Here is an 18,276-nt window from a genome sequence, read left to right as displayed (position 1 = left end):
GTGGCCAGCCGCCGGCCAGCGACGTACCGCTGGCTAGCCGCTAGCCGCTAGCCGATCGTGATCCGTACGACCGGAGTGGTGCGGCCGGTCGGCTCGTGCAGCAGCCGGAAGGGCGCCGTGCCCGTGCGGCTGGTGAGGATGTACGTCGAGAACGTGCCGTTCGGGTTCACATTGGCCGTCACCGGGAAGTCGGTCCAGGTGCCGCCCTCGCGGCGCTGAACCTGCAGTACGCCGCCGTGCAGCTTGCGGAACGACCCCGCGAGCGTGATCTCCTCACCGGGCTCGGCGGGATTCGGGGTGGCGCGCAACTCGGCGGGCGGCCGATCGTCGGAGGCGTTGTCGGTGCTCTCGTCGTCGGGCGTTTCGGATTCGTCGCCCTCGTCCTCGCCCTCGTCGGAGGGAGTCTCGTCGTCGGACCCGCCGTCGATGATCTCGGTCGAGTGGTCTCGTGGCGTCGCCGCGGGCGGCGGCTGCTCCTTGAGGCCCATCGAACGCAGCACGGTCGTGCCGAGCAGACCGACGACCAGCCCGATGACGATGCCGGCGATCACCAAGCCACCGATCAGCTTCACCAGGAGCCGATTGCGTGCGCCGTCTGGATCACTCTGGTCGAGGTTCACGCTCGCCCCCTTCCCCGCTGTCCGTCCGGATGGTCCCCCTCATTATCACCGAGTGGTCCAACCGGACAGCGCTCGCGTGTGTTGCGGCGCGCCTCGGCCTCAAAGCGGGATGTTCGAGTGGCCTCCCCGGGGCGCTGCGCCGGCGAGGGCATCGCCAATGGCGCGGGCGATCTGAGAGCGCGACTCCGTCGGTTCGATGATCTCGTCGACGACTCGGATCAGCTCCACGCCGTCGCCTCAGGCGGTGGCGAAGGCGACCGCGACGTTCGCACCGCCGAAGCCGAACGAGTTGTTCAGAGCCGCGATGTCGCCGGCAGGCAGGTCGCGTACCGATGTCGCGATGTCGATGTCGACCAACGGATCGACCTCGTCGAGGTTGATCGTCGGCGGCACCTTGCGGTGATGCAGCGCGAGCACCGTTGCGATCGACTCGAGGGCGCCCGCTCCACCGAGCAGGTGCCCGCTCATCGACTTGGTGCTCGTGGTCACCATGTCATCGGCGTGCTTGCCGAGCACGTTGTGCACCATGAGTACCTCTGCGACGTCGCCGAGCGGCGTCGACGTCGCATGCGCGTTGATGTGCTTGATCTCCGCGGGGCCGATGTCGGACTCGCGCAGCGCCGCTGCCATCGCCCGGGTACCGCCGGCGCCCTCGGGCTCCGGCTGCGCGATGTCGTGCGCGTCGGCGGTGATGCCGGCGCCGAGTACCTCGGCGTACACGCGGGCACCACGTGCCTGCGCATGCTCCTCGGACTCGATCACGAGTACGCCCGCACCCTCGCCGAGGACGAAGCCGTCACGGTCGACGTCCCATGGCCGCGACACGAGCGTCGGATCGCCCTCGCGCTTGCTCAGCGCCATCATCTGGCCGAACGCAGCCATCGGCAGCGGATGGATCGCTGCCTCCGTGCCGCCGACGACGACGACGTCGGCGCGGCCGAGCCGGATCTGGTCGATGCCCATGGCGATGCCCTCGTTGCCCGACGCACAGGCCGACACAGGGCACTGGACCGGGCCCTTCGCGCCGACGTACAGGCTGACGTTCGCCGCGGGTGCGTTGGGCATCAGCATCGGTACGGCGAGCGGGGAGACGCGGCGGAAGCCCTTCTCCTTGAGCAGATCGTAGTTGGACAGCAGCGTCTGCACCCCGCCGATGCCGGACGGCAGCGCGACGCCCGTCCGCTCCGGGTCGGGAGCGCTGGCGTCGAGACCCGAGTCGGCCCACGCCTCCATCGCGGCGACCATCGCGAGCTGCGACGACCGGTCGAGACGGCGGGCCTTGACGCGCTCGAGCACATCGGTCGGTTCGACGGCGGCGGTGCCGGCGATCTTCACGGGGATGTCGTCGACCCAGTCGGCCTCGATCCGACGCACGCCGGACCGCCCGGCGAGCATCGACTCCCAGGTCGACGCGACGTCACCGCCGAGCGGATTGGTCGTGCCGATTCCGGTGACGACGACTTTCGTACGACTCATACGTCGTGACTCCTCAGGCGCCTTGTGCGCGCTCGATGTACGCGACCGCGTCGCCGACCGTCTTCAGGTTCTTCACGTCGTCGTCGGGGATGGTGACGCTGAACTTCTCCTCGGCGGCGACGACGACCTCGACCATCGACAGGGAGTCGACGTCCAGGTCGTCGGTGAACGACTTGTCGAGGGCGACGTCATCCGCAGGTACGCCGGCGACCTCGTTGACGATCTCGGCGAGGTCGGAGCGGATCTCTTCGGTGGTGGCCATGGATGGTCCTTTCGCGTTGTGCATGGTGGGCAAATCTACTGGGTCAGGGGATGATCACGACTTGCGCCGCGTACACGAGGCCGGCGCCGAACGCGATGAACAGTGCGCTCTGGCCGCTCTTGGCCTCGCCGTCTGCGATCATCCGCTCGAGGGCGAGCGGGATCGACGCGGCCGACGTGTTGCCCTGCTCGGCGATATCGCGGGCGATCGCGACGTTCTCGGGCAGCTTCAGCGTACGAGCCATCGCATCGGTGATGCGCATGTTGGCCTGGTGCGGTACGAAGACGTCGAGCTCCGTCGGGTCGACTCCGGCGCGATCGAGTGCCTCGCGGGCGGTCTTGGCCATCTCGAACGACGCCCAGCGGAAGACCGGGTTGCCCTCCATGTGCAGGGTCGGCCAGCGCAGCTCGTCGTCGGCGAAGACGTCGTCCCATGACCTGGTCTGGGTGATGTATCCGGCCTTGTCGCCGTCGGATCCCCATACGACAGGGCCGATCCGAGGAGTGTCGGACGGACCGACGACGACCGCTCCCGCGCCGTCGGCGAAGATGAAGGCGGTCGAGCGGTCGTCCGGGTTGGTGATGTCGCTGAGGCGCTCGACGCCGATCACGAGCGTGTGCTCGCTCGTACCGACGCGGACCATGTCGGATGCGAGCGAGAGCGCGTAGCAGAACCCCGCGCACGCTGCCGAGATATCGAACGCCGCGGCGGGGGAGCAGCCGAGCTCGTCTGCGATCGTGGTCGCCACGGCGGGTGTCTGCATCAGATGGGAGACAGTCGCGACGATCACGCAGTCGATGTCGCTCGCCTCGAGCCCGGCGGCGGCGATCGCGTCCCGGGCCGCCGACACCGACATCATCTGCACTGTCTCGTCGGGCTCGGCGAAACGCCGCGTCGTGATGCCCGAGCGCGTGCGGATCCAGTCGTCGCTGGAGTGGATGCGGTCGATGATGTCGGAGTTGGGCACGATGCGTCGCGGCCGATACGCGCCGACGCCGTGGATCCCGCTCGCCCGGACGTTGGGGGAGATGCCGAGGTGTGTCATGCGGTGCCCTTCGGTTCTGTCGAGTCTATCGGCGATGCATCGGCATGCTTCCCGACGAAGGCGCGGGCGTCGTCGAGGTCGTCGGGCGTCTTGAGCGCGAACGTCTCGACACCCTTCATGGCCCGCTTCGCGATGCCGGTGAGCGTGCCCGACGGCGGAACCTCCAGGAGCCCCGTGACTCCGAGGTCGACCATCGTCTGCATGCAGAGGTCCCAGCGAACCGGAGTCGAGACCTGAGATACCAACCGCTGCAGCACCTCTCGCCCTTCGTGTACGACGGTGCCGTCACGGTTGGAGAGCAGCCGGGCGCGAGGGTCGTGCGTGGTGATCGAGACCGCGAGCTTGGCAAGCCGGTCGACGGCCGGTGCCATGTGCTCGGTGTGGAAGGCGCCGGCGACCGACAGCGGGATCAGTCGTGCCTTCGCCGGTGGGTTGTCGGCCAGCTGCTCGAGCTGCTCGACCGTGCCCGCGGCGACGACCTGCCCCGGCCCGTTGTCGTTCGCGGCGGTGATGTCGAGCTCCGCGAGCCTGGTCAGCACCTCGTCGCGGTCGCCGCCGAGGACGGCGGTCATCGACGTCGGACGGTGCGCGGACGCGGCGGCCATCGCATTGCCCCGCTCGCGTACGAACACCATGGCCTGTTCGGCCGTGATGGCACCGAGACCCGCTGCCGCCGTGATCTCACCGACGCTGTGACCCGCGGCGGCACCCACCGCGCCGAACGCGTCGGCCGGGTGCGGGAAGAGCGCGAGCGCCGCGACGAGGCCGGTGCCGACGAGCAACGGCTGCGCGATCGCCGTGTCGCGGATCGTCTCGGCGTCGGCCTCGGTGCCGTAGTGCGCGAGATCGACGCCCGCGACCGTCGAGAGCCAGTCGATGCGGGCGGCGAACGCGGGCTCCTCGAGCCACGGAGCGAGGAACCCCGGCTTCTGAGCACCTTGACCGGGGGCGACGATGACAAGCACGAGATACAGCCTGCCCTGTGCGAGTCCGACAAGGCGGTGCGCGTACCGACGAAAATGTCGCGAGATCGTTGGTCGTTTCCAACAACCGGTGGCGGTCAGTCGGTCGAACGCAGGCGTCCGAGCGTGATCGCGATCCGGAGGGTGTACGCGTCGCGCGGCGACAGCGGGTCGAGATCGGTCACCGCTGCGGTCTTGCGCAGTCGGTAGCGGACGGTGTTGGGGTGGACGAACAGCAGCCGTGCCGTCGCCTCCACCGAGCACCCCGACTCGACGAATGCCGCGACCGTCTGCAACAGGACGCCGTCTCCCGAGCGCAGCGGCGTGTAGACGTCGTCGACGAGCGCGCGGCGGGCGTGTCCGTCGCCGGACAAGGCGCGCTCGGCCAGCAGGTCGTCCGCGTGCACCGGCCGCGGCGCATCCGGCCATCCGGGCGCCGCACGGAGTGCCGCCGCGGCCGCGCGGGCCGATGCCGTCGCCGCCTGCAGGTCGGGTACGCGCGGGCCGAGGACCACCGCGCCGGGTCCGAACTCGTCGCTGAGCGTCTTTGCGGCCTTGTCGGGGTGGTCGACCCCACCGAGGATCACCACCAGACGTTCACCCTGCACCGAGCACATCACGTCGACACCGAGCCGGCGTCCGGCCCGGCGTACGTTGGCGATGACGGCCTCGGCGGCCAGCCCGAGGTCGGCCTGCGGCGGTGGGCCCATCAGGACCGTGACGTCGCCGGCAGAGGTCCAGCCGAGCGCCGCCGCACGAGAGCCGAGTGACTCGTCGGACTCTGCCCGCAGCACGGTGTCGACGACCAGTGCCTCCAACCGTGCATCCCAGGCGCCGCGTGACTCGGCGGCACGCGCGTACACCTCCGCTGCGTCGAAGGCGACCTCGCTCGCGTACAGCGAGACCGCCGAGCGGACGGTAGCGCCGTCGGCGGGTCCGCAGATGTCGTCCGCTCGCGCATCCACCACGCTGATCGTCGTACGCACGAGAGCGACCGTCTGCTGGAGGCTGACGACGCGCGCCATGGCGTCGGGCGCGACGGAGAAGATGTTCGGCACGGGTTGCTGGCCCGTGGGATCCCGGAACCATTCGATGAAGGCGATGATGCCGGAGTGTGCGACCGAGCTGATCCAGGAGCGGTTCTCCGCGCTCAGCTCGTGGAACCAAGGGTAGGTGCGCTCCATCGCTGCAACGGCGGCTGTTGTCAGGTCGCCGACCGACCGGTTCAGCTCCGCGGCGAGCTCGGCCCGCGAACGCCCGCCCACGGCGCTACTCACGCGGCGTGTCGACGGACTCCGCCGCAGGACCCGCTCGTTCGAGGTTCTCGCTCCGCCTGGTCGGTTGACCGGTGACCTTGGCGCCGATCCACACCGAGACGACCGCGATCACGGCGCCGCCGATGTCGTCGGCGACGTAGTGCCAGCCGAAGTAGAGAGTGGCCAGAACGGTGCCGACGAGATACACCCACGCGATGTTGCAGAGCCATCGCGACATGCCCGACTGGTGGAACAGCAGGCACACGGTGAGTACAACGGAGACGTGCAGCGACGCGAAGCCGGCGACCCCCCTGCGACAGAGTGGGGTCGTCGAGATCGCTGACGAACTGGTTGCGACTCATCGTCAGCGCGTGTTGCAGGGTCGAGGCGCTGTTGTCGTCGAGCTCCCAGATGTACGAGGGGTACGCGATGCCGGGGCCGAGCGTGGGAAGCGCGTAGTAGCTGATGACGCCGAGAATCCAGTTCAGGCTCAACGCGGTGGCGGCCCACGCGCCGCGGCCGAGGTTCTTGCTCCACGCCACCATCGCGCCCAGGATCAGGACGTTCAGCGGAAGGTAGCTGATGTACCAGATGCCGAGGATGTGCGCGGCGATGTCGGTGCCGAGGACGTCGTGCAGGAAGAGGCTCGGTCGAGTGCCGAAGAACAGGAAGGCGTCGAACTGGTCGAGCTGGCTGTCGTAGTTGCGATCGGTGATCAGCGGCAGGAAGCTCTTGAGGTTTCGGTAGCTGACGTAGCAGGTGTAGAACGTGATCAGCCCGGCCGCGACGTACCCGCCGCGCTTCCACGACCAGTGTTCGCGCAGCACGTATCGGGTGTCGGGGACGATCCGCGCACACGACCAGAACGCGGCGACGAGCTTCCCGCGAACACCGGTGTACGAGTGGCTGGCCGCGACCGTGCGGTACGCGCGGGCGAACGCGCGGGGCAGCACATCGGCCGCGAGCATCCCGAGCCCGATCAGCGGGAGCCGGACGTACGCAGGGCCGAGGAAGCCCTCGGGGTCGGTGATCGGCCGGTCGAGCCTGGCCGCGACGATCATCGCGACCGCCGCGGACACGATCGAAACACAGACGATGAACGTGTACGGCCACGCCCGAAGCCACGTGAGCACACGTCTCACGACACCACGGCCTGAGGTCGGACTCGTGGTGTCAGCCGGGGACGGTGGCGAATCGAGCATGAAGCCACCATCTTAACCGTCTAGGTCGTGTCTGCTCATTCGGCGTCGATCAGGGAGCGGGTCTCCGCGCCCGATCCGGCAAGGCGCGGGAGCGACAATGGAGCCGATCCTCCCTTGAGCGACCGCAACGCGGCCGGTCGGGATGCGGAGGCACGCGAGCCGACGGTGGATGAGCAGACACGACCTAACTCGTGTAGGCGTCCATCCGGTTACGAGTCGTCGTTCACACCGTCAGGCGTCCGCGCCCTCCTGTGGAACTCCCGCGACCGCGGTCGGATCGTCGATCTGCAGGTCGTGGTACGCCTGCACGGCCGTGTCGTACTTGACCTTGCCCTCGGCCGCGAGCGTGTCGAGCGTTGCGACCACGATCGAGGCGGCGTCGACCTGGAAGAACCGACGTGCGGCGGCCCGGGTGTCGGCGAATCCGAACCCGTCCGTGCCGAGTGACTGCCAGGTCGTCGGAACCCACCGTGCGATCTGGTCGGGCACGGCGCGCATGAAGTCGCTCACCGCGATCGTCGGCCCGGTCGCGTCGGCGAGCGCCGACGTGATGTACGGCGTCCGAGCGTGCTCGCCGGGATGGTTGAGGTTCCACGACTCCGCGTCGGTGGCCTCGCGCGCGAGCTCGTTCCAGGACGTGACCGACCAGACGTCGGCGGCGACCGAGTAGCGGTCGGCGAGAATGTCCTGTGCCTCCAGCGCCCACGGCAGCCCGACACCCGATGCCATGATCCGCGCCTTCGGCGCGTCCGGGGAGAAGTCCGGTGCCGGCCGATAGAGGTATGCGCCCTTGAGCAGCGCCTCGACGTCGAGGTTCTCCGGCTCGACCGGCTGGACGACCGGCTCGTTGTAGGCCGTCATGTAGAAGATGACGTTCTCGCCGTGCGGGTGCTCGTCGGTCGCGCCGTACATGCGCTCGAGTCCGCGTTGCACGATGTGGCTGATCTCGAAGCCCCAGGCGGGGTCGTAGTGCACCACGGCCGGGTTCGTGCGGGCGATCAACGGCGAGTGTCCGTCCGCGTGCTGCAGTCCCTCACCGGTCAGGGTCGTACGCCCGGCGGTCGCGCCGATCAGGAAGCCGCGGCCGAGCTGGTCGGCCATCGCGTACATCCAGTCGCCGGTGCGCTGGAAGCCGAACATCGAATAGAAGATGTAGACCGGGATCATCGGCTCGCCGTGCGTCGCGTACGACGTGCCGGCGGCGATGGCCGACCCCATGGCGCCGAGCTCGCTGATGCCCTCGTGCAGGAGCTGGCCCTTGTCCGACTCCTTGTACGCGAGCAGCAGCTTGCGGTCGACGGACTCGTACTTCTGGCCGTGCGGGCTGTAGACCTTCGCCGTCGGGAACATCGAGTCCATGCCGAACGTGCGGAACTCGTCGGGCGCGATCGGCACGATGCGGTGCCCTATCTCGGGGTCCTTCATCAGATCGCGCAGCAGGCGTACGAACGCCATCGTGGTTGCGATCTGCTGTTTGCCCGAGCCGCCCTTCAGCTCTGCGTACACGGGGTCGCCGGGGAGCTTGACCGGCGTCGGGTCGACCTTGCGTTCGGGCACGGGGCCACCGAGCTGGCGTCGACGCTCGAGCATGTACTGGATCTCGTCGTTGTCGGCGCCCGGATGGTAGAACGGCGCGACCTCGGACTCGTCGATCGCCTGGTCGTCGATCGGCAGGAACAGCCGGTCGCGGAACTTCTTCAGGTCGTCCTTGGTGAGCTTCTTCATCTGGTGGGTGGCGTTGCGGCCCTCCAGCGCATCGATCGTCCAGCCCTTGATGGTCTGCGCGAGGATCACCGTCGGCTGGCCGGAGTGCTCGGTCGCGGCCTTGAAGGCCGAGTAGACCTTGCGGTAGTCGTGTCCGCCGCGCGGCAGCTTGGCGATGTCGTCGTCGGTGAGGTGCTCGACCATCTTCAGCAGCCGGGGGTCGGCGCCGAAGAAGTGCTCGCGGGCGTACGAGCCGTCCTCGACCGCGTACGTCTGGAACTGGCCGTCGGGCGTGCGGTTCATCTGGTTGACGAGGACGCCGTCGACGTCGCGGGCGAGCAGGTCGTCCCACTCGCGGCCCCAGACCACCTTGATGACGTTCCAGCCTGCACCGCGGAACGTCGACTCCAGCTCCTGCATGATCTTGCCGTTGCCGCGTACGGGTCCGTCGAGCTGCTGGAGGTTGCAGTTGATGACGAACGTGAGGTTGTCGAGCTCCTCGCGCGCGGCGACGCCGATCGCGCCGAGCGACTCGGGCTCGCCCATCTCGCCGTCGCCGAGGAACGCCCACACGTGTTGCTGGCTGGTGTCTTTGATGCCGCGATGCTGCAGGTAGCGGTTGAACCGAGCCTGGTAGATCGAGTTGATCGCGCCCTGGCCCATCGAGACGGTGGGGAACTCCCAGAAGTCGGGCATCAGACGCGGGTGCGGGTACGACGAGAGGCCCTGGCCGACTCCGTGCTGGACCTCCTGGCGGAACCTGCTGAGCTGGGTCTCGCTCATCCGGCCCTCGAGGAAGGCGCGGGCGTAGATGCCCGGCGACGCGTGGCCCTGGATGTAGATGTGGTCCCCGCCGCCCGGGTGCTGCTTGCCTCGGAAGAAGTGGTTGAACCCGACCTCGTACAAGCTCGCGGCGGACTGGTACGTCGCGATGTGACCGCCGACGCCGAGGCCCGGGCGGTTCGCCGCGGAGACCATGACCGCCGCGTTCCAGCGGATGTACGCGCGGATGCGCCGCTCGACGTACTCGTCGCCGGGGAACCACGGCTCGCTCTCGGGCGGGATCGAGTTGATGTAGTCGGTGCTGCGAAGGGCGGGAACGCCGACCTTGCTCTCGCGCGATCGCTCGAGCAGCTTGAGCATCACGTACCGCGCGCGGTCGCGGCCACGTTCGTCGACGAGCGCGTCGAGCGAGTCGAGCCACTCCTGGGTCTCGTCGGGATCGATGTCGGGCAGCTGGGTCGGCAGTCCCTCATGGATGACCGCAGGGCGTCGCTCTGGTGTGGATGCCACGGTGTTCCTTCCTTCTTCAGATGCCCACTGTGGTGAGGCACTGTCTATCTTGTCACCGCGCCGAATGTGTTTCACGCGGAGGGATCCCCGTCTCCGGTCAAGGAGCGCGGTCATTTCGGAAGCCGGATGGTCGCGATCCGGACTCTTCTGTCGGTTCGGTGGCGTTCCCGACGCCCTTAACCACTATGGTGTCCCCACGGAACCGGTCACCATGGCCGGCTCGGGACGAAGGAGGAATCGGTGAGCGCGACCGCGGACGACGCGGACAGCACCGTGATTGCGGATCGACTCGGGTTCGAACCCGATACCGTGGTGCAGGAGCTGGGCTGGGACGACGACGTCGATGACGGGCTGCGTGAAGCCGTCGAGAAGAAAACGGGCCATGAACTGGTGTACGACGACTATGGCAACGTCGTCGACGCGGTGTTGCTGTGGTGGCGCGATGGCGACGAGGACCTCGTCGACTCGCTGGTCGATGCGTTGACCGATCTGGTCGAGGGCGGTTCGATCTACCTCCTCACGCCCAAGGTCGGCCGGCCTGGGTACGTCGACAACACCGACATCGCCGAGGCGGCGCCGGTCGCAGGGTTGGCGACGACGACGACTCAGCCCGCGTGCGACGACTGGTCGGCCACCAAGTTGGTGACCCCTAAGTCCGCACCCGGCTCGCGGCGCTAACCTGGTGGCGGTGTAACTCGGAGTTGCACCTTCGCGACCACCGGGGAGCGCCATGGACAGCCGACCACTCGTACTCGCCCGCTCCGTCAAGGCGCTGGCCGGGACCCGCATCGTGCGGCCGTACGGACCGCGCACGCTCTACGGCCTGGCCAGCAGCCTGCTGCGTTGGGGCACCGGGCTCGCCGGGGGGTACGCCGCGCTCGCTGCGCGCTATCCCGACGAGACCGCAGTCGTCGACGACGCGGGCTCTCGTACGTTCGGTCAGCTGCATCGTGAGGCGAACGCGCTGGCCGACTCGCTTGCTCGGCTCGGCGTGGTGGAGGGTGACGGCGTTGCGGTGATGTGCCGCAACCATGGACTGTTCGTCGAGGCGAGCGTCGCGGTCAACCGGCTCGGCGCAGACGTTCTGTACCTCAACACGGCGTTCTCCGGGCCACAGCTCGTCGAGGTACTCGAGCGCCATCGGCCGCGGGCCGTCATCTACGACGACGAGTTCACCGGGCTCCTCGCCGATGCTCCCGGCGACATCGTGCGCGTGCGGGCGTGGGTCGAGGAGACGGTCGACTCCGAGGTCTCCACTGTGCAGGAGCTGATCCGGCGCGGGTCGTCCGCCGAACGTACGCCCCCCGAGCGGCAGGGTCGTTCGACGATCCTGACGTCGGGTACGACCGGCACACCCAAAGGGGCGAGCAGGGGAGCGGGCAGCATCGGCGCCGCCGCCGCGCTCGTCTCCCGCATTCCGCTCCGTCATCGGATGACGGTGCACATTGCCGCGCCGCTGTTTCACACCTGGGGCTGGGGTCATCTGAACCTCGGGATGCTGGTCGGGTCGACGCTGGTGCTGCGCCGACGATTCGAACCCGAGGACTTCCTCGAGACGCTCGAACGCAACGCCTGCGACGTCGCGGTCGTGGTGCCGGTGATGCTGCAACGCACGCTCGCACTCCCCGACGATCGCCGCGCGGCCTACGATCTGTCCAGCGTCGGCATCGTTGCGGCGAGTGGATCCGCGCTGCCGGGCGACGTGGGTCTGGAGTGGATGGACGCGTTCGGCGACAACCTCTACAACACGTACGGCTCGACGGAGTGCGCGTGGGCGACGATCGCGACTCCGGCCGAGCTGCGCGCACATCCCGGCACGGCTGGACGTGCGCCGGTCGGCACCGAAGTGCGGTTGTACGGCGACGACGACCGCGAGGTCCCGGCGGGTGAGACCGGACGCATCTTCGTGACCAACTCGATGCTGTTCGAGGGATACACCGGCGGCGGCGGCAAGCAGACGATCGGCGACGCGATGGCGACCGGGGACGTCGGGCGGATGCGCGACGGCCTGCTGTTCGTGGAGGGCCGCGACGACGACATGATCGTCTCGGGCGGCGAGAACGTGTTCCCACAGGAGGTCGAGGACTGCCTGATGCGTCTCGACGATGTCGTCGAGGTCGCGATCGTCGGGGTCGCCGACGACGAGTTCGGGCAGCGGCTGCGGGCGTACGTCGCGACTGTGGCCGGCGCGTCGCTCACCGAGGACGACGTACGCCAGCAGGTGAAGGACAACCTCGCGCGATACAAGGTGCCCCGCGACGTACGCTTTGTGGCGGCACTCCCGCGAAACGCGACGGGCAAGATCCTCAAGAAGGAGTTGGAATGACCCAGATCGGCGAGCAGGCACCAGACTTCACCCTCGCGAACCAGCACGGCGAGCAGGTATCGCTGAGCGACTATCGCGGATCGAAGGCGGTGGTGCTGGTCTTCTACCCGTTCGCCTTCTCCGGCATCTGCACCGGCGAGCTGTGCACGCTTCGCGATCGGCTTCCCGACTTCGACAACGACGACGTCGCCCTGCTCGCGGTGTCCTGCGACGCGATGTTCAGCCTCCGCGCATTCGCGGACGCCGAGGGGCTCACGTACCCGCTGCTCAGTGACCACTGGCCGCACGGCGCGGTGGCCAAGTCGTACGACAACTTCGACGAGGAGAAGGGCTGTGCGCTGCGCGGCACCTACCTCATCGACCGCGAGGGCGTCCTGCGCTGGAAGGTCGAGAACGGCCTTCCCGACGCGCGCGACGTCGACGAGTACGTCAGCGCGCTCGCCGCTGTTTGAAACGATCGCACCGATCTCGACCGACCAGACCTCTGGCGCACGCAGATCGGTCGAAATCGGCCCGAAATAGTGCCGGAAACGTATTGGCCTCTGGCGAGAGTCACGGTAGTGTAATCCTCGTTGTGGCCGCTGGTGACCCGAGACGCCGGCGGCCACAACCCATGTGTGCATACGGCTTGCGGATCGACCAGGTATGGTTGTGCGCCGTAGCGGGGGCGTATAGCTCAGCGGTAGAGCACCTGCCTTACAAGCAGGCGGTCACAGGTTCAAATCCTGTTGCGCCCACAGATACGACAAGGGCAGTGCCACGGCGGAGCCGTGGCACTGCCCTTGTCGTTGGAGCAACATGATGCAGGGAGGAGGAGCGGGCGGCGAGGAACGAGCCGTCCGCGACGACGGCTCCTGTTGCGCCTCGCGACGACGACTCCTGTTGCGCCCGCGTGCTGAGACCGCCGGCGAGTAGAGTCGCCGTCCTATGGGCGACAGTACGGTTCGTATCGGTGTGCTCACTCCGCATGTTGCGGCCGGCCCGGAGGTCGAGTTCGCAGCGATGGCGCCCGAAGTGGTAACCACTGTTGCCCGGGTTTCGGGCCAGGGCGCGGCCTCCAGCATCGCGACCGGGCCGAACCCGCTCGCGGCTCGCACGTTGACAGCGCCGGACCTGCTGGACGATGCCGCAGACAGCCTGGCCGCGGATTCGGTTGACGTGATCGGTTACGCCTCGACCAGCTCCGCGTACGCGATCGGCTTCGACGCCGAAATGGCAATCGTTTCAAGGCTTTCGCATCGAACCGGCATTCCGGTCGCGTCCACCTGCGCTTCGGCTGTGCTGGCGCTCCGCGTCCTTGATGTCGATCGGGTTGCGCTGGTGAGTCCACCGTGGTTCGACGACGAGGTCAATGACCTTGGCGCCGCCTACTTTCGAAGCCAGGACGTACAGGTCGTCTCATCGGTGTCGGCCGACCTCCCACGCGATCCACGACTGGTAGAGACCGCCGACGTGATCGCGTGGACAGCTGCGCACGCGCCGGATGACGCTGACGCGCTCTGGATCGCGGGGAACGGCTTTCGAACGGCGGCGGCGATCGACGCGCTGGAGGGTGTCATCGGACGCCCGGTCCTCACGGCGAATCAGGTGCTGCTGTGGGCTCTTCGTGCACACCTGGATGCCGCCTTCGATGTCAGCGGATACGGCCGGTTGTTCACGCGGGAACCCGCACAAGACGGTCTCTGATTCACCCTCCGTAGTGCAAGGGCACCAGGACGCGCGGGTCGTTGGTCCTGGTGCACCAGGGGGAAGACGGTCACAGCAGACGATGCCGGGCGCAGGGGTCACAAGGGAACGTTGGCGGTGCGTGAAATCGCGCCTCTTCCCTTAGCTGGCTGTCTGGAGTGATCAACAGTGGCAACAATTCTTTACCGGATCGGACGGTGGGCCTTCCGGCGCCGTCGGCTCGTGGCCGGTCTGTGGCTGGGTGCCGTCGTGCTGGCCGCGGCGGCCGCCGCCGTTGCGCCCTCCGGGCAGGAGGAAGACATCTCGATGCCCGGCACGGAGTCGCAGCAGGCGTTCGACCTGCTGGACGAGCGGTTCCCCGAGAGCAACTCCCAGGGTGCCGAGGCACGCTTGGTGTTCCAGGCCCCGGATGGGCAGCAGATGACGGCCAGCGATAACAGGTCGGCCGTCGAAGACACGCTCGGGTCGCTGGACGAGGGCGATCAGGTCGCATCGATCAGCGACCCGTACGAGGACGGCGCGGTCAGCGAGGACGGGACCATCGCGTACGCCACGATCACCTACACCGACGATGCCGTCGATCTGACGGGGCCGACGAAGAGCGCGCTCGAAGACGCCGCCGACCAGGCCCGGGACGCGGGGATCACCATGGAGATCGGTGGCTCGGCCCTGGATGCGGAAGTGGAACCCGGCGGTACGACCGAGATGATCGGCGTGGCGGTCGCGGCGCTCGTCCTCGTCCTCACCCTCGGGTCGCTGGTCGCGGCCGGACTGACGCTGCTGACGGCCTTCTCTGGGGTGGCCATCGCCTTCGGTCTGGTCTCCGCGCTGGCCAGTCCGCTTGGCCTGACGTCCACCGTCGCCATCCTGGCGCTGATGCTGGGGCTGGCGGTCGGAATCGACTACGCGCTCTTCATCACCTCTCGCTTCCGCGACGAGCGCGCCAAGGGCAGCGACCCCGAGGAAGCCGCCGGCGTGGCCGTGGGCACGGCGGGCTCCGCCGTCGTCTTCGCCGGCGCAACCGTCATCATCGCCCTGGCCGGGCTGGGCGTCGTCGGAATCCCCGAGCTCACCAAGATCGGTCTGGGAGGCGCGGGTGCCGTCGCCCTGGCCGTACTCGTCGCACTGACCCTGGTCCCCGCCCTGCTGGGAGCCTTCGGCCGGCGGGTTCTGTCCCGCGCCACCCGGAGGGCCGCCCGCAGGGCCGCCCGGACGGGCGGTGATGGCCCGAACCCGGCGCCCACCGCGACCGGCCGATCCGGGCTCGGGGCCCGCTGGGCGCGGTTCGTCCTGCGTCGCCCGGTTGCCGTGCTGATGGTCGGCGGACTCGGTCTGCTCGCCGTCGCTATACCCGCGCTGAGCCTCCAGCTCGGACTTCCCGGAGACGAGTCCAAGCCGGTGGAGACCACCCAACGCCGTGCGTACGACCTGCTGTCGGAAGGCTTCGGCCCAGGGTTCAACGGCCCGCTGACCGTGGTCGTCGATACGTCGAAGTCCGCGGACCCGCAGGCCAGTACGGACGAGGTGGTCGAGACCCTACGGGGACTGGACGGTGTCGCGTCGGTCGATGATCCGGTGTTCAGCGAGGCCGAGGACACGGCCGTTCTCACGGCGGTGCCGGAAACGGCGCCGAGCAGCGGCGAGACGAAGGATCTGGTGGAGGAGATCCGCAGTGAGGTCGCCGGCGTCGAGACCGACACAGGTGCCGACATCCTGGTGACGGGCACCACTGCACTGAACATCGATGTCTCCGAAGCCATGTCCGACGCCCTCCTCCCGTACCTGACCGTGGTCATCGGACTCGCCGTGCTTCTGCTGATGGTGGTGTTCCGTTCGATCCTGGTCCCGATCAAGGCCGCGCTCGGCTTCTTGCTGTCGGTGGGTGCCGCCTTCGGTGTCCTCGTCGCCGTGTTCCAGTGGGGCTGGGGGGCAGATCTGATCGGCATCGAGCAGACCGGGCCCGTCATGTCGCTGATGCCGATTCTCATCATCGGAATCGTGTTCGGGCTCGCGATGGACTACGAGGTCTTCCTGTTCACCCGGGTGCGGGAGGCCTACGTCCATGGCGCGTCGCCCGACGAGGCGATCGTCCACGGGTTCCGGCACAGCGGACGTGTCGTGGCGGCAGCGGCGATCATCATGTTCAGCGTGTTCGCCGGGTTCATCGGGATCCACAGTCCCACGATCCAGACGATGGGGGTCGGCCTGGCCTTCGCCGTGGCCTTCGACGCCTTCGTGGTACGGATGGCGATCGCACCCGCCGTCCTGGCGCTGCTCGGTCACCGAGCGTGGTGGCTGCCCCGTATCCTGAACCGTGTGTTGCCGAATGTGGACATCGAGGGTGAAGCACTGAGCAGGCAGGTCCCGGATTCCGCGACCGAGCCGATCGCAGCGGTGCAACGGCACCCCGTCGCATAGCGCCGACGGCCATGACGAACACGGATGGCTCCCTCCCGCCACCACCCGGATCGTGGTGGCGGGAGGGAGCGATCATCGCGACGGCGTTCGCGCTGTGTCTGCTCGGCGGCGTGGTGCAGATCGACGACACGTTGTCGGCGCCGCCGGCCGCCGCGTACTTCATCGCCGTGGTGTCTTGCGCCGCACTGCCGGTGCGGCACTGGGCGCCCCTGGCCGCCATGGCGGCCACGACGGTGTGCGGCATGCTGGTCGCGCCGTTGGGCCTCCTCCTGACCCCGCCCATCGTGGCACCCGCCGTGATCACCGCCTACGCACTCGCCGTGCGTGCCGAACGGCGGGTGGCGACCAGGGCCTTGCTCGCGTCGGCGGCGCTGCTCGTCGCCACCGGCTTGTTCGGGGACCTCTCGTGGCAGGACGCGAGCAGGCTGGGACTTGTCGCGGCGTGCCCGCTGGTGGCCGGCGTGCTCGGTCACTCGACGCAGACCCGACGGGCGTACCTGACGGCCATGGAGGAGCGGGCCCGACAGGCCGAGAAGAGCCGGGAGAGCGAGGCGCGCCAGCGCGTTGCCGAGGAACGGGTACGCATCGCCCGGGAACTGCACGACCTCGTGGCCCATCAGATCACCCTGGCCAACGCGCAGGCCACGGTGGCCGACCACGTCTTCGACGCCCGTCCGGAGCAGACCCGCAAGAGCCTGAAAGAGCTCGTCGAGACCACCAGCAATGCGCTCGACGATCTGCGGACCACTGTCGGTCTGCTGCGTCAGTCCGGCGACGCGGCCGCGCCCGCCGAACCCGCGCCCGGACTGTCCCGGCTTCCCCCGCTCCTCGAGTCATTCCGCCGCGCGGGTCTGGAGGTATCGGTGCACCAGGAGGGTACGGTCAGGCCGCTGCCACCGGGAGTGGACCTCACCGCCTACCGCATCATCCAGGAGGCACTGACCAACGTGACCAAACATGCCGGTACGGGGAGCGCCCAGGTGCGCCTCGCCTGGGAACGCGACCGCGTGACCATCACCGTCGCCGACGACGGAAGGGACGTCCCTACGGAGCCGAGTACATCCGCGGTGTCGGCTCGTCCGCCTGGCTACGGTCTGATCGGGATGCGTGAACGTGCCACCGCGGTCGGGGGAGACCTCTCCGCGGGTACGCGTCCGGGGGGCGGCTTCCTCGTCTCCACCCACCTGCCCCTCGGCGCAAAGGACACGATGCGGCGGACTGAGCGAGCAACGATCGGCGAAGCGCGGAGGGCCGACGCAGCGACGAAGGACGTACGGACGGACGACGGAGAGGCCGGTGATGCGCTGTGACGCTCCGAGTACTGCTCGCCGACGATCAGGCCCTGTTGCGCGAAGCCTTCCGGACGCTTCTCGACACCGCCGACGACATCACCGTCGTGGGCGAGGCCGCCGACGGCAGGGAGGCCGTGAGACTCACCCGGGAGCTGCGCCCGGATGTGGTGATCATGGACATCCGGATGCCCGAGATGGACGGCCTCCTCGCCACCTCGGAGATCTGCGCGGACCCGGAACTGCGTGCCAGCCGCATCCTGATCCTCACCACGTACGAGACCGACGAGTACGTCGCCCAGGCGCTGCGCGCCGGCGCCGCCGGCTTCATCGGCAAGGGCATCGGTGCCGAGGACCTGCTGGACGCCGTGCGTACGATCGCCGACGGGGACACCCTCCTGTCACCCGCCGCGACCCGCACCCTGGTCGCCCGTTTCCTGGCCACGCCGGCCGACGCCCTGCCGCGCGAACCCGAACGGCTCGCGGCGCTCACCCCGCGCGAACGCGAGATGGTGGCCCTGGTCGCGACCGGCCTGTCCAACGACGAGATCGCCGAGCGGATGTTCCTCAGCCCGTTCACCGTACGGGCTCACGTGCAGCGCGCCATGACGAAACTGCAGGCGCGCGATCGCGCGCAACTCGTCGTCATCGCCTACCAGACGGGCCTGGCCCAGGCCGCCCCCGACGGCGGCCCCGATCTCCTGCGGTAGTTCGACGGCCGTGTTCTCGTCGACTCG

The 18,276-nt window shown here is 68.5% G+C and carries 16 protein-coding genes, 1 tRNA gene and 1 pseudogene; 8 read left to right on the top strand and 10 right to left on the bottom strand.

Going from position 1 to position 18,276, the window contains the following annotated elements; translation table 11 throughout:
- Window positions 1-47: 47 nt before the first annotated feature.
- The 10 genes and pseudogenes from L0C25_RS00600 to aceE all read right to left on the bottom strand — a co-directional run bounded on the left by L0C25_RS00600 (window position 48) and on the right by aceE (window position 9,820).
- A complete protein-coding gene (locus L0C25_RS00600; protein ID WP_271634436.1) occupies window positions 48-620 on the bottom strand; it encodes a hypothetical protein in 573 nt (190 codons plus the stop codon).
- Between the two features lie 99 nt (window positions 621-719).
- Window positions 720-848 carry a hypothetical protein gene (locus L0C25_RS00595; RefSeq protein ID WP_271634435.1) on the bottom strand — a complete coding sequence of 43 codons (129 nt, stop codon included), beginning with the start codon at window positions 846-848 and terminating at the stop codon, window positions 720-722.
- A 9-nt stretch (window positions 849-857) separates the two neighbouring features.
- Complete coding sequence (gene fabF / locus L0C25_RS00590; RefSeq protein WP_271634434.1) at window positions 858-2,096, bottom strand: beta-ketoacyl-ACP synthase II; 1,239 nt, start codon at window positions 2,094-2,096, stop codon at window positions 858-860.
- A 13-nt stretch (window positions 2,097-2,109) separates the two neighbouring features.
- Window positions 2,110-2,358, bottom strand: coding sequence for an acyl carrier protein (locus L0C25_RS00585; RefSeq protein ID WP_271634433.1), 249 nt, complete (start codon window positions 2,356-2,358; stop codon window positions 2,110-2,112).
- A gap of 43 nt (window positions 2,359-2,401) precedes the next feature.
- Entirely contained in the window at window positions 2,402-3,403 is a 1,002-nt protein-coding gene (locus L0C25_RS00580; protein WP_271634432.1) for a beta-ketoacyl-ACP synthase III, read from the bottom strand.
- Complete coding sequence (locus tag L0C25_RS00575) at window positions 3,400-4,368, bottom strand: ACP S-malonyltransferase (RefSeq protein WP_271634431.1); 969 nt, start codon at window positions 4,366-4,368, stop codon at window positions 3,400-3,402. The genes L0C25_RS00580 and L0C25_RS00575 overlap by 4 nt, the downstream gene beginning before the upstream one ends.
- A gap of 95 nt (window positions 4,369-4,463) precedes the next feature.
- Window positions 4,464-5,642, bottom strand: coding sequence for a PucR family transcriptional regulator (locus tag L0C25_RS00570; protein WP_271634430.1), 1,179 nt, complete (start codon window positions 5,640-5,642; stop codon window positions 4,464-4,466).
- Complete coding sequence (locus L0C25_RS24055) at window positions 5,635-5,910, bottom strand: phosphatase PAP2 family protein (RefSeq protein ID WP_408641683.1); 276 nt, start codon at window positions 5,908-5,910, stop codon at window positions 5,635-5,637. Before L0C25_RS24055 ends, L0C25_RS00570 begins: the two co-directional genes overlap by 8 nt.
- 67 nt (window positions 5,911-5,977) lie before the next feature.
- Window positions 5,978-6,589 (bottom strand): annotated as a pseudogene (locus L0C25_RS24050) (phosphatase PAP2 family protein); the annotation flags it as partial.
- 465 nt (window positions 6,590-7,054) lie between these two features.
- Window positions 7,055-9,820: a pyruvate dehydrogenase (acetyl-transferring), homodimeric type gene (gene aceE, locus L0C25_RS00560; RefSeq protein ID WP_271634428.1), complete on the bottom strand. Its 2,766-nt coding sequence runs from the start codon at window positions 9,818-9,820 to the stop codon at window positions 7,055-7,057.
- A 240-nt stretch (window positions 9,821-10,060) separates the two neighbouring features.
- Between aceE and L0C25_RS00555 the strand changes: the two genes are divergently transcribed.
- From L0C25_RS00555 to L0C25_RS00520, 8 genes are all read left to right on the top strand, one after another.
- Entirely contained in the window at window positions 10,061-10,498 is a 438-nt protein-coding gene (locus L0C25_RS00555) for a DUF3052 domain-containing protein (RefSeq protein WP_271634427.1), read from the top strand.
- A 52-nt stretch (window positions 10,499-10,550) separates the two neighbouring features.
- The gene (locus L0C25_RS00550) at window positions 10,551-12,146 is read left to right on the top strand and encodes an AMP-binding protein (protein ID WP_271634426.1); all 1,596 of its coding nucleotides are present in this window, start codon (window positions 10,551-10,553) and stop codon (window positions 12,144-12,146) included.
- Complete coding sequence (locus tag L0C25_RS00545; protein WP_271634425.1) at window positions 12,143-12,598, top strand: peroxiredoxin; 456 nt, start codon at window positions 12,143-12,145, stop codon at window positions 12,596-12,598. The genes L0C25_RS00550 and L0C25_RS00545 overlap by 4 nt, the downstream gene beginning before the upstream one ends.
- Before the next feature lie 213 nt (window positions 12,599-12,811).
- A tRNA-Val gene (locus L0C25_RS00540) sits at window positions 12,812-12,883 on the top strand.
- Window positions 12,884-13,073: 190 nt separating this feature from the next.
- Entirely contained in the window at window positions 13,074-13,832 is a 759-nt protein-coding gene (locus L0C25_RS00535) for an aspartate racemase/maleate isomerase family protein (protein WP_271634424.1), read from the top strand.
- Between the two features lie 168 nt (window positions 13,833-14,000).
- Window positions 14,001-16,250 carry an MMPL family transporter gene (locus L0C25_RS00530; protein WP_271634423.1) on the top strand — a complete coding sequence of 750 codons (2,250 nt, stop codon included), beginning with the start codon at window positions 14,001-14,003 and terminating at the stop codon, window positions 16,248-16,250.
- Between the two features lie 11 nt (window positions 16,251-16,261).
- The gene (locus L0C25_RS00525; protein WP_271634422.1) at window positions 16,262-17,560 is read left to right on the top strand and encodes a sensor histidine kinase; all 1,299 of its coding nucleotides are present in this window, start codon (window positions 16,262-16,264) and stop codon (window positions 17,558-17,560) included.
- Window positions 17,557-18,249 carry a response regulator transcription factor gene (locus tag L0C25_RS00520; protein WP_271634421.1) on the top strand — a complete coding sequence of 231 codons (693 nt, stop codon included), beginning with the start codon at window positions 17,557-17,559 and terminating at the stop codon, window positions 18,247-18,249. The genes L0C25_RS00525 and L0C25_RS00520 overlap by 4 nt, the downstream gene beginning before the upstream one ends.
- Window positions 18,250-18,276 lie beyond the last annotated feature (27 nt).

Source organism: Solicola gregarius (assembly GCF_025790165.1).
In the GTDB taxonomy this organism is placed as follows: Bacteria; Actinomycetota; Actinomycetes; order Propionibacteriales; family Nocardioidaceae; genus Solicola; species Solicola gregarius.
Note: the sequence above shows the minus strand (reverse complement) of the source record. Positions and strands in the feature narration are given on the sequence as shown.

Excerpts from the sequence above, each read along its gene's own strand:
- L0C25_RS00550 (WP_271634426.1), top strand. The coding sequence starts at position 10,551 with ATGGACAGCCGACCACTCGTACTCGCCCGCTCCGTCAAGGCGCTGGCC.
- L0C25_RS00585 (WP_271634433.1), bottom strand. The coding sequence starts at position 2,358 with ATGGCCACCACCGAAGAGATCCGCTCCGACCTCGCCGAGATCGTCAAC.
- L0C25_RS00580 (WP_271634432.1), bottom strand. The coding sequence starts at position 3,403 with ATGACACACCTCGGCATCTCCCCCAACGTCCGGGCGAGCGGGATCCAC.
- L0C25_RS00525 (WP_271634422.1), top strand. The coding sequence starts at position 16,262 with ATGACGAACACGGATGGCTCCCTCCCGCCACCACCCGGATCGTGGTGG.
- L0C25_RS00545 (WP_271634425.1), top strand. The coding sequence starts at position 12,143 with ATGACCCAGATCGGCGAGCAGGCACCAGACTTCACCCTCGCGAACCAG.
- fabF (WP_271634434.1), bottom strand. The coding sequence starts at position 2,096 with ATGAGTCGTACGAAAGTCGTCGTCACCGGAATCGGCACGACCAATCCG.
- L0C25_RS00535 (WP_271634424.1), top strand. The coding sequence starts at position 13,074 with ATGGGCGACAGTACGGTTCGTATCGGTGTGCTCACTCCGCATGTTGCG.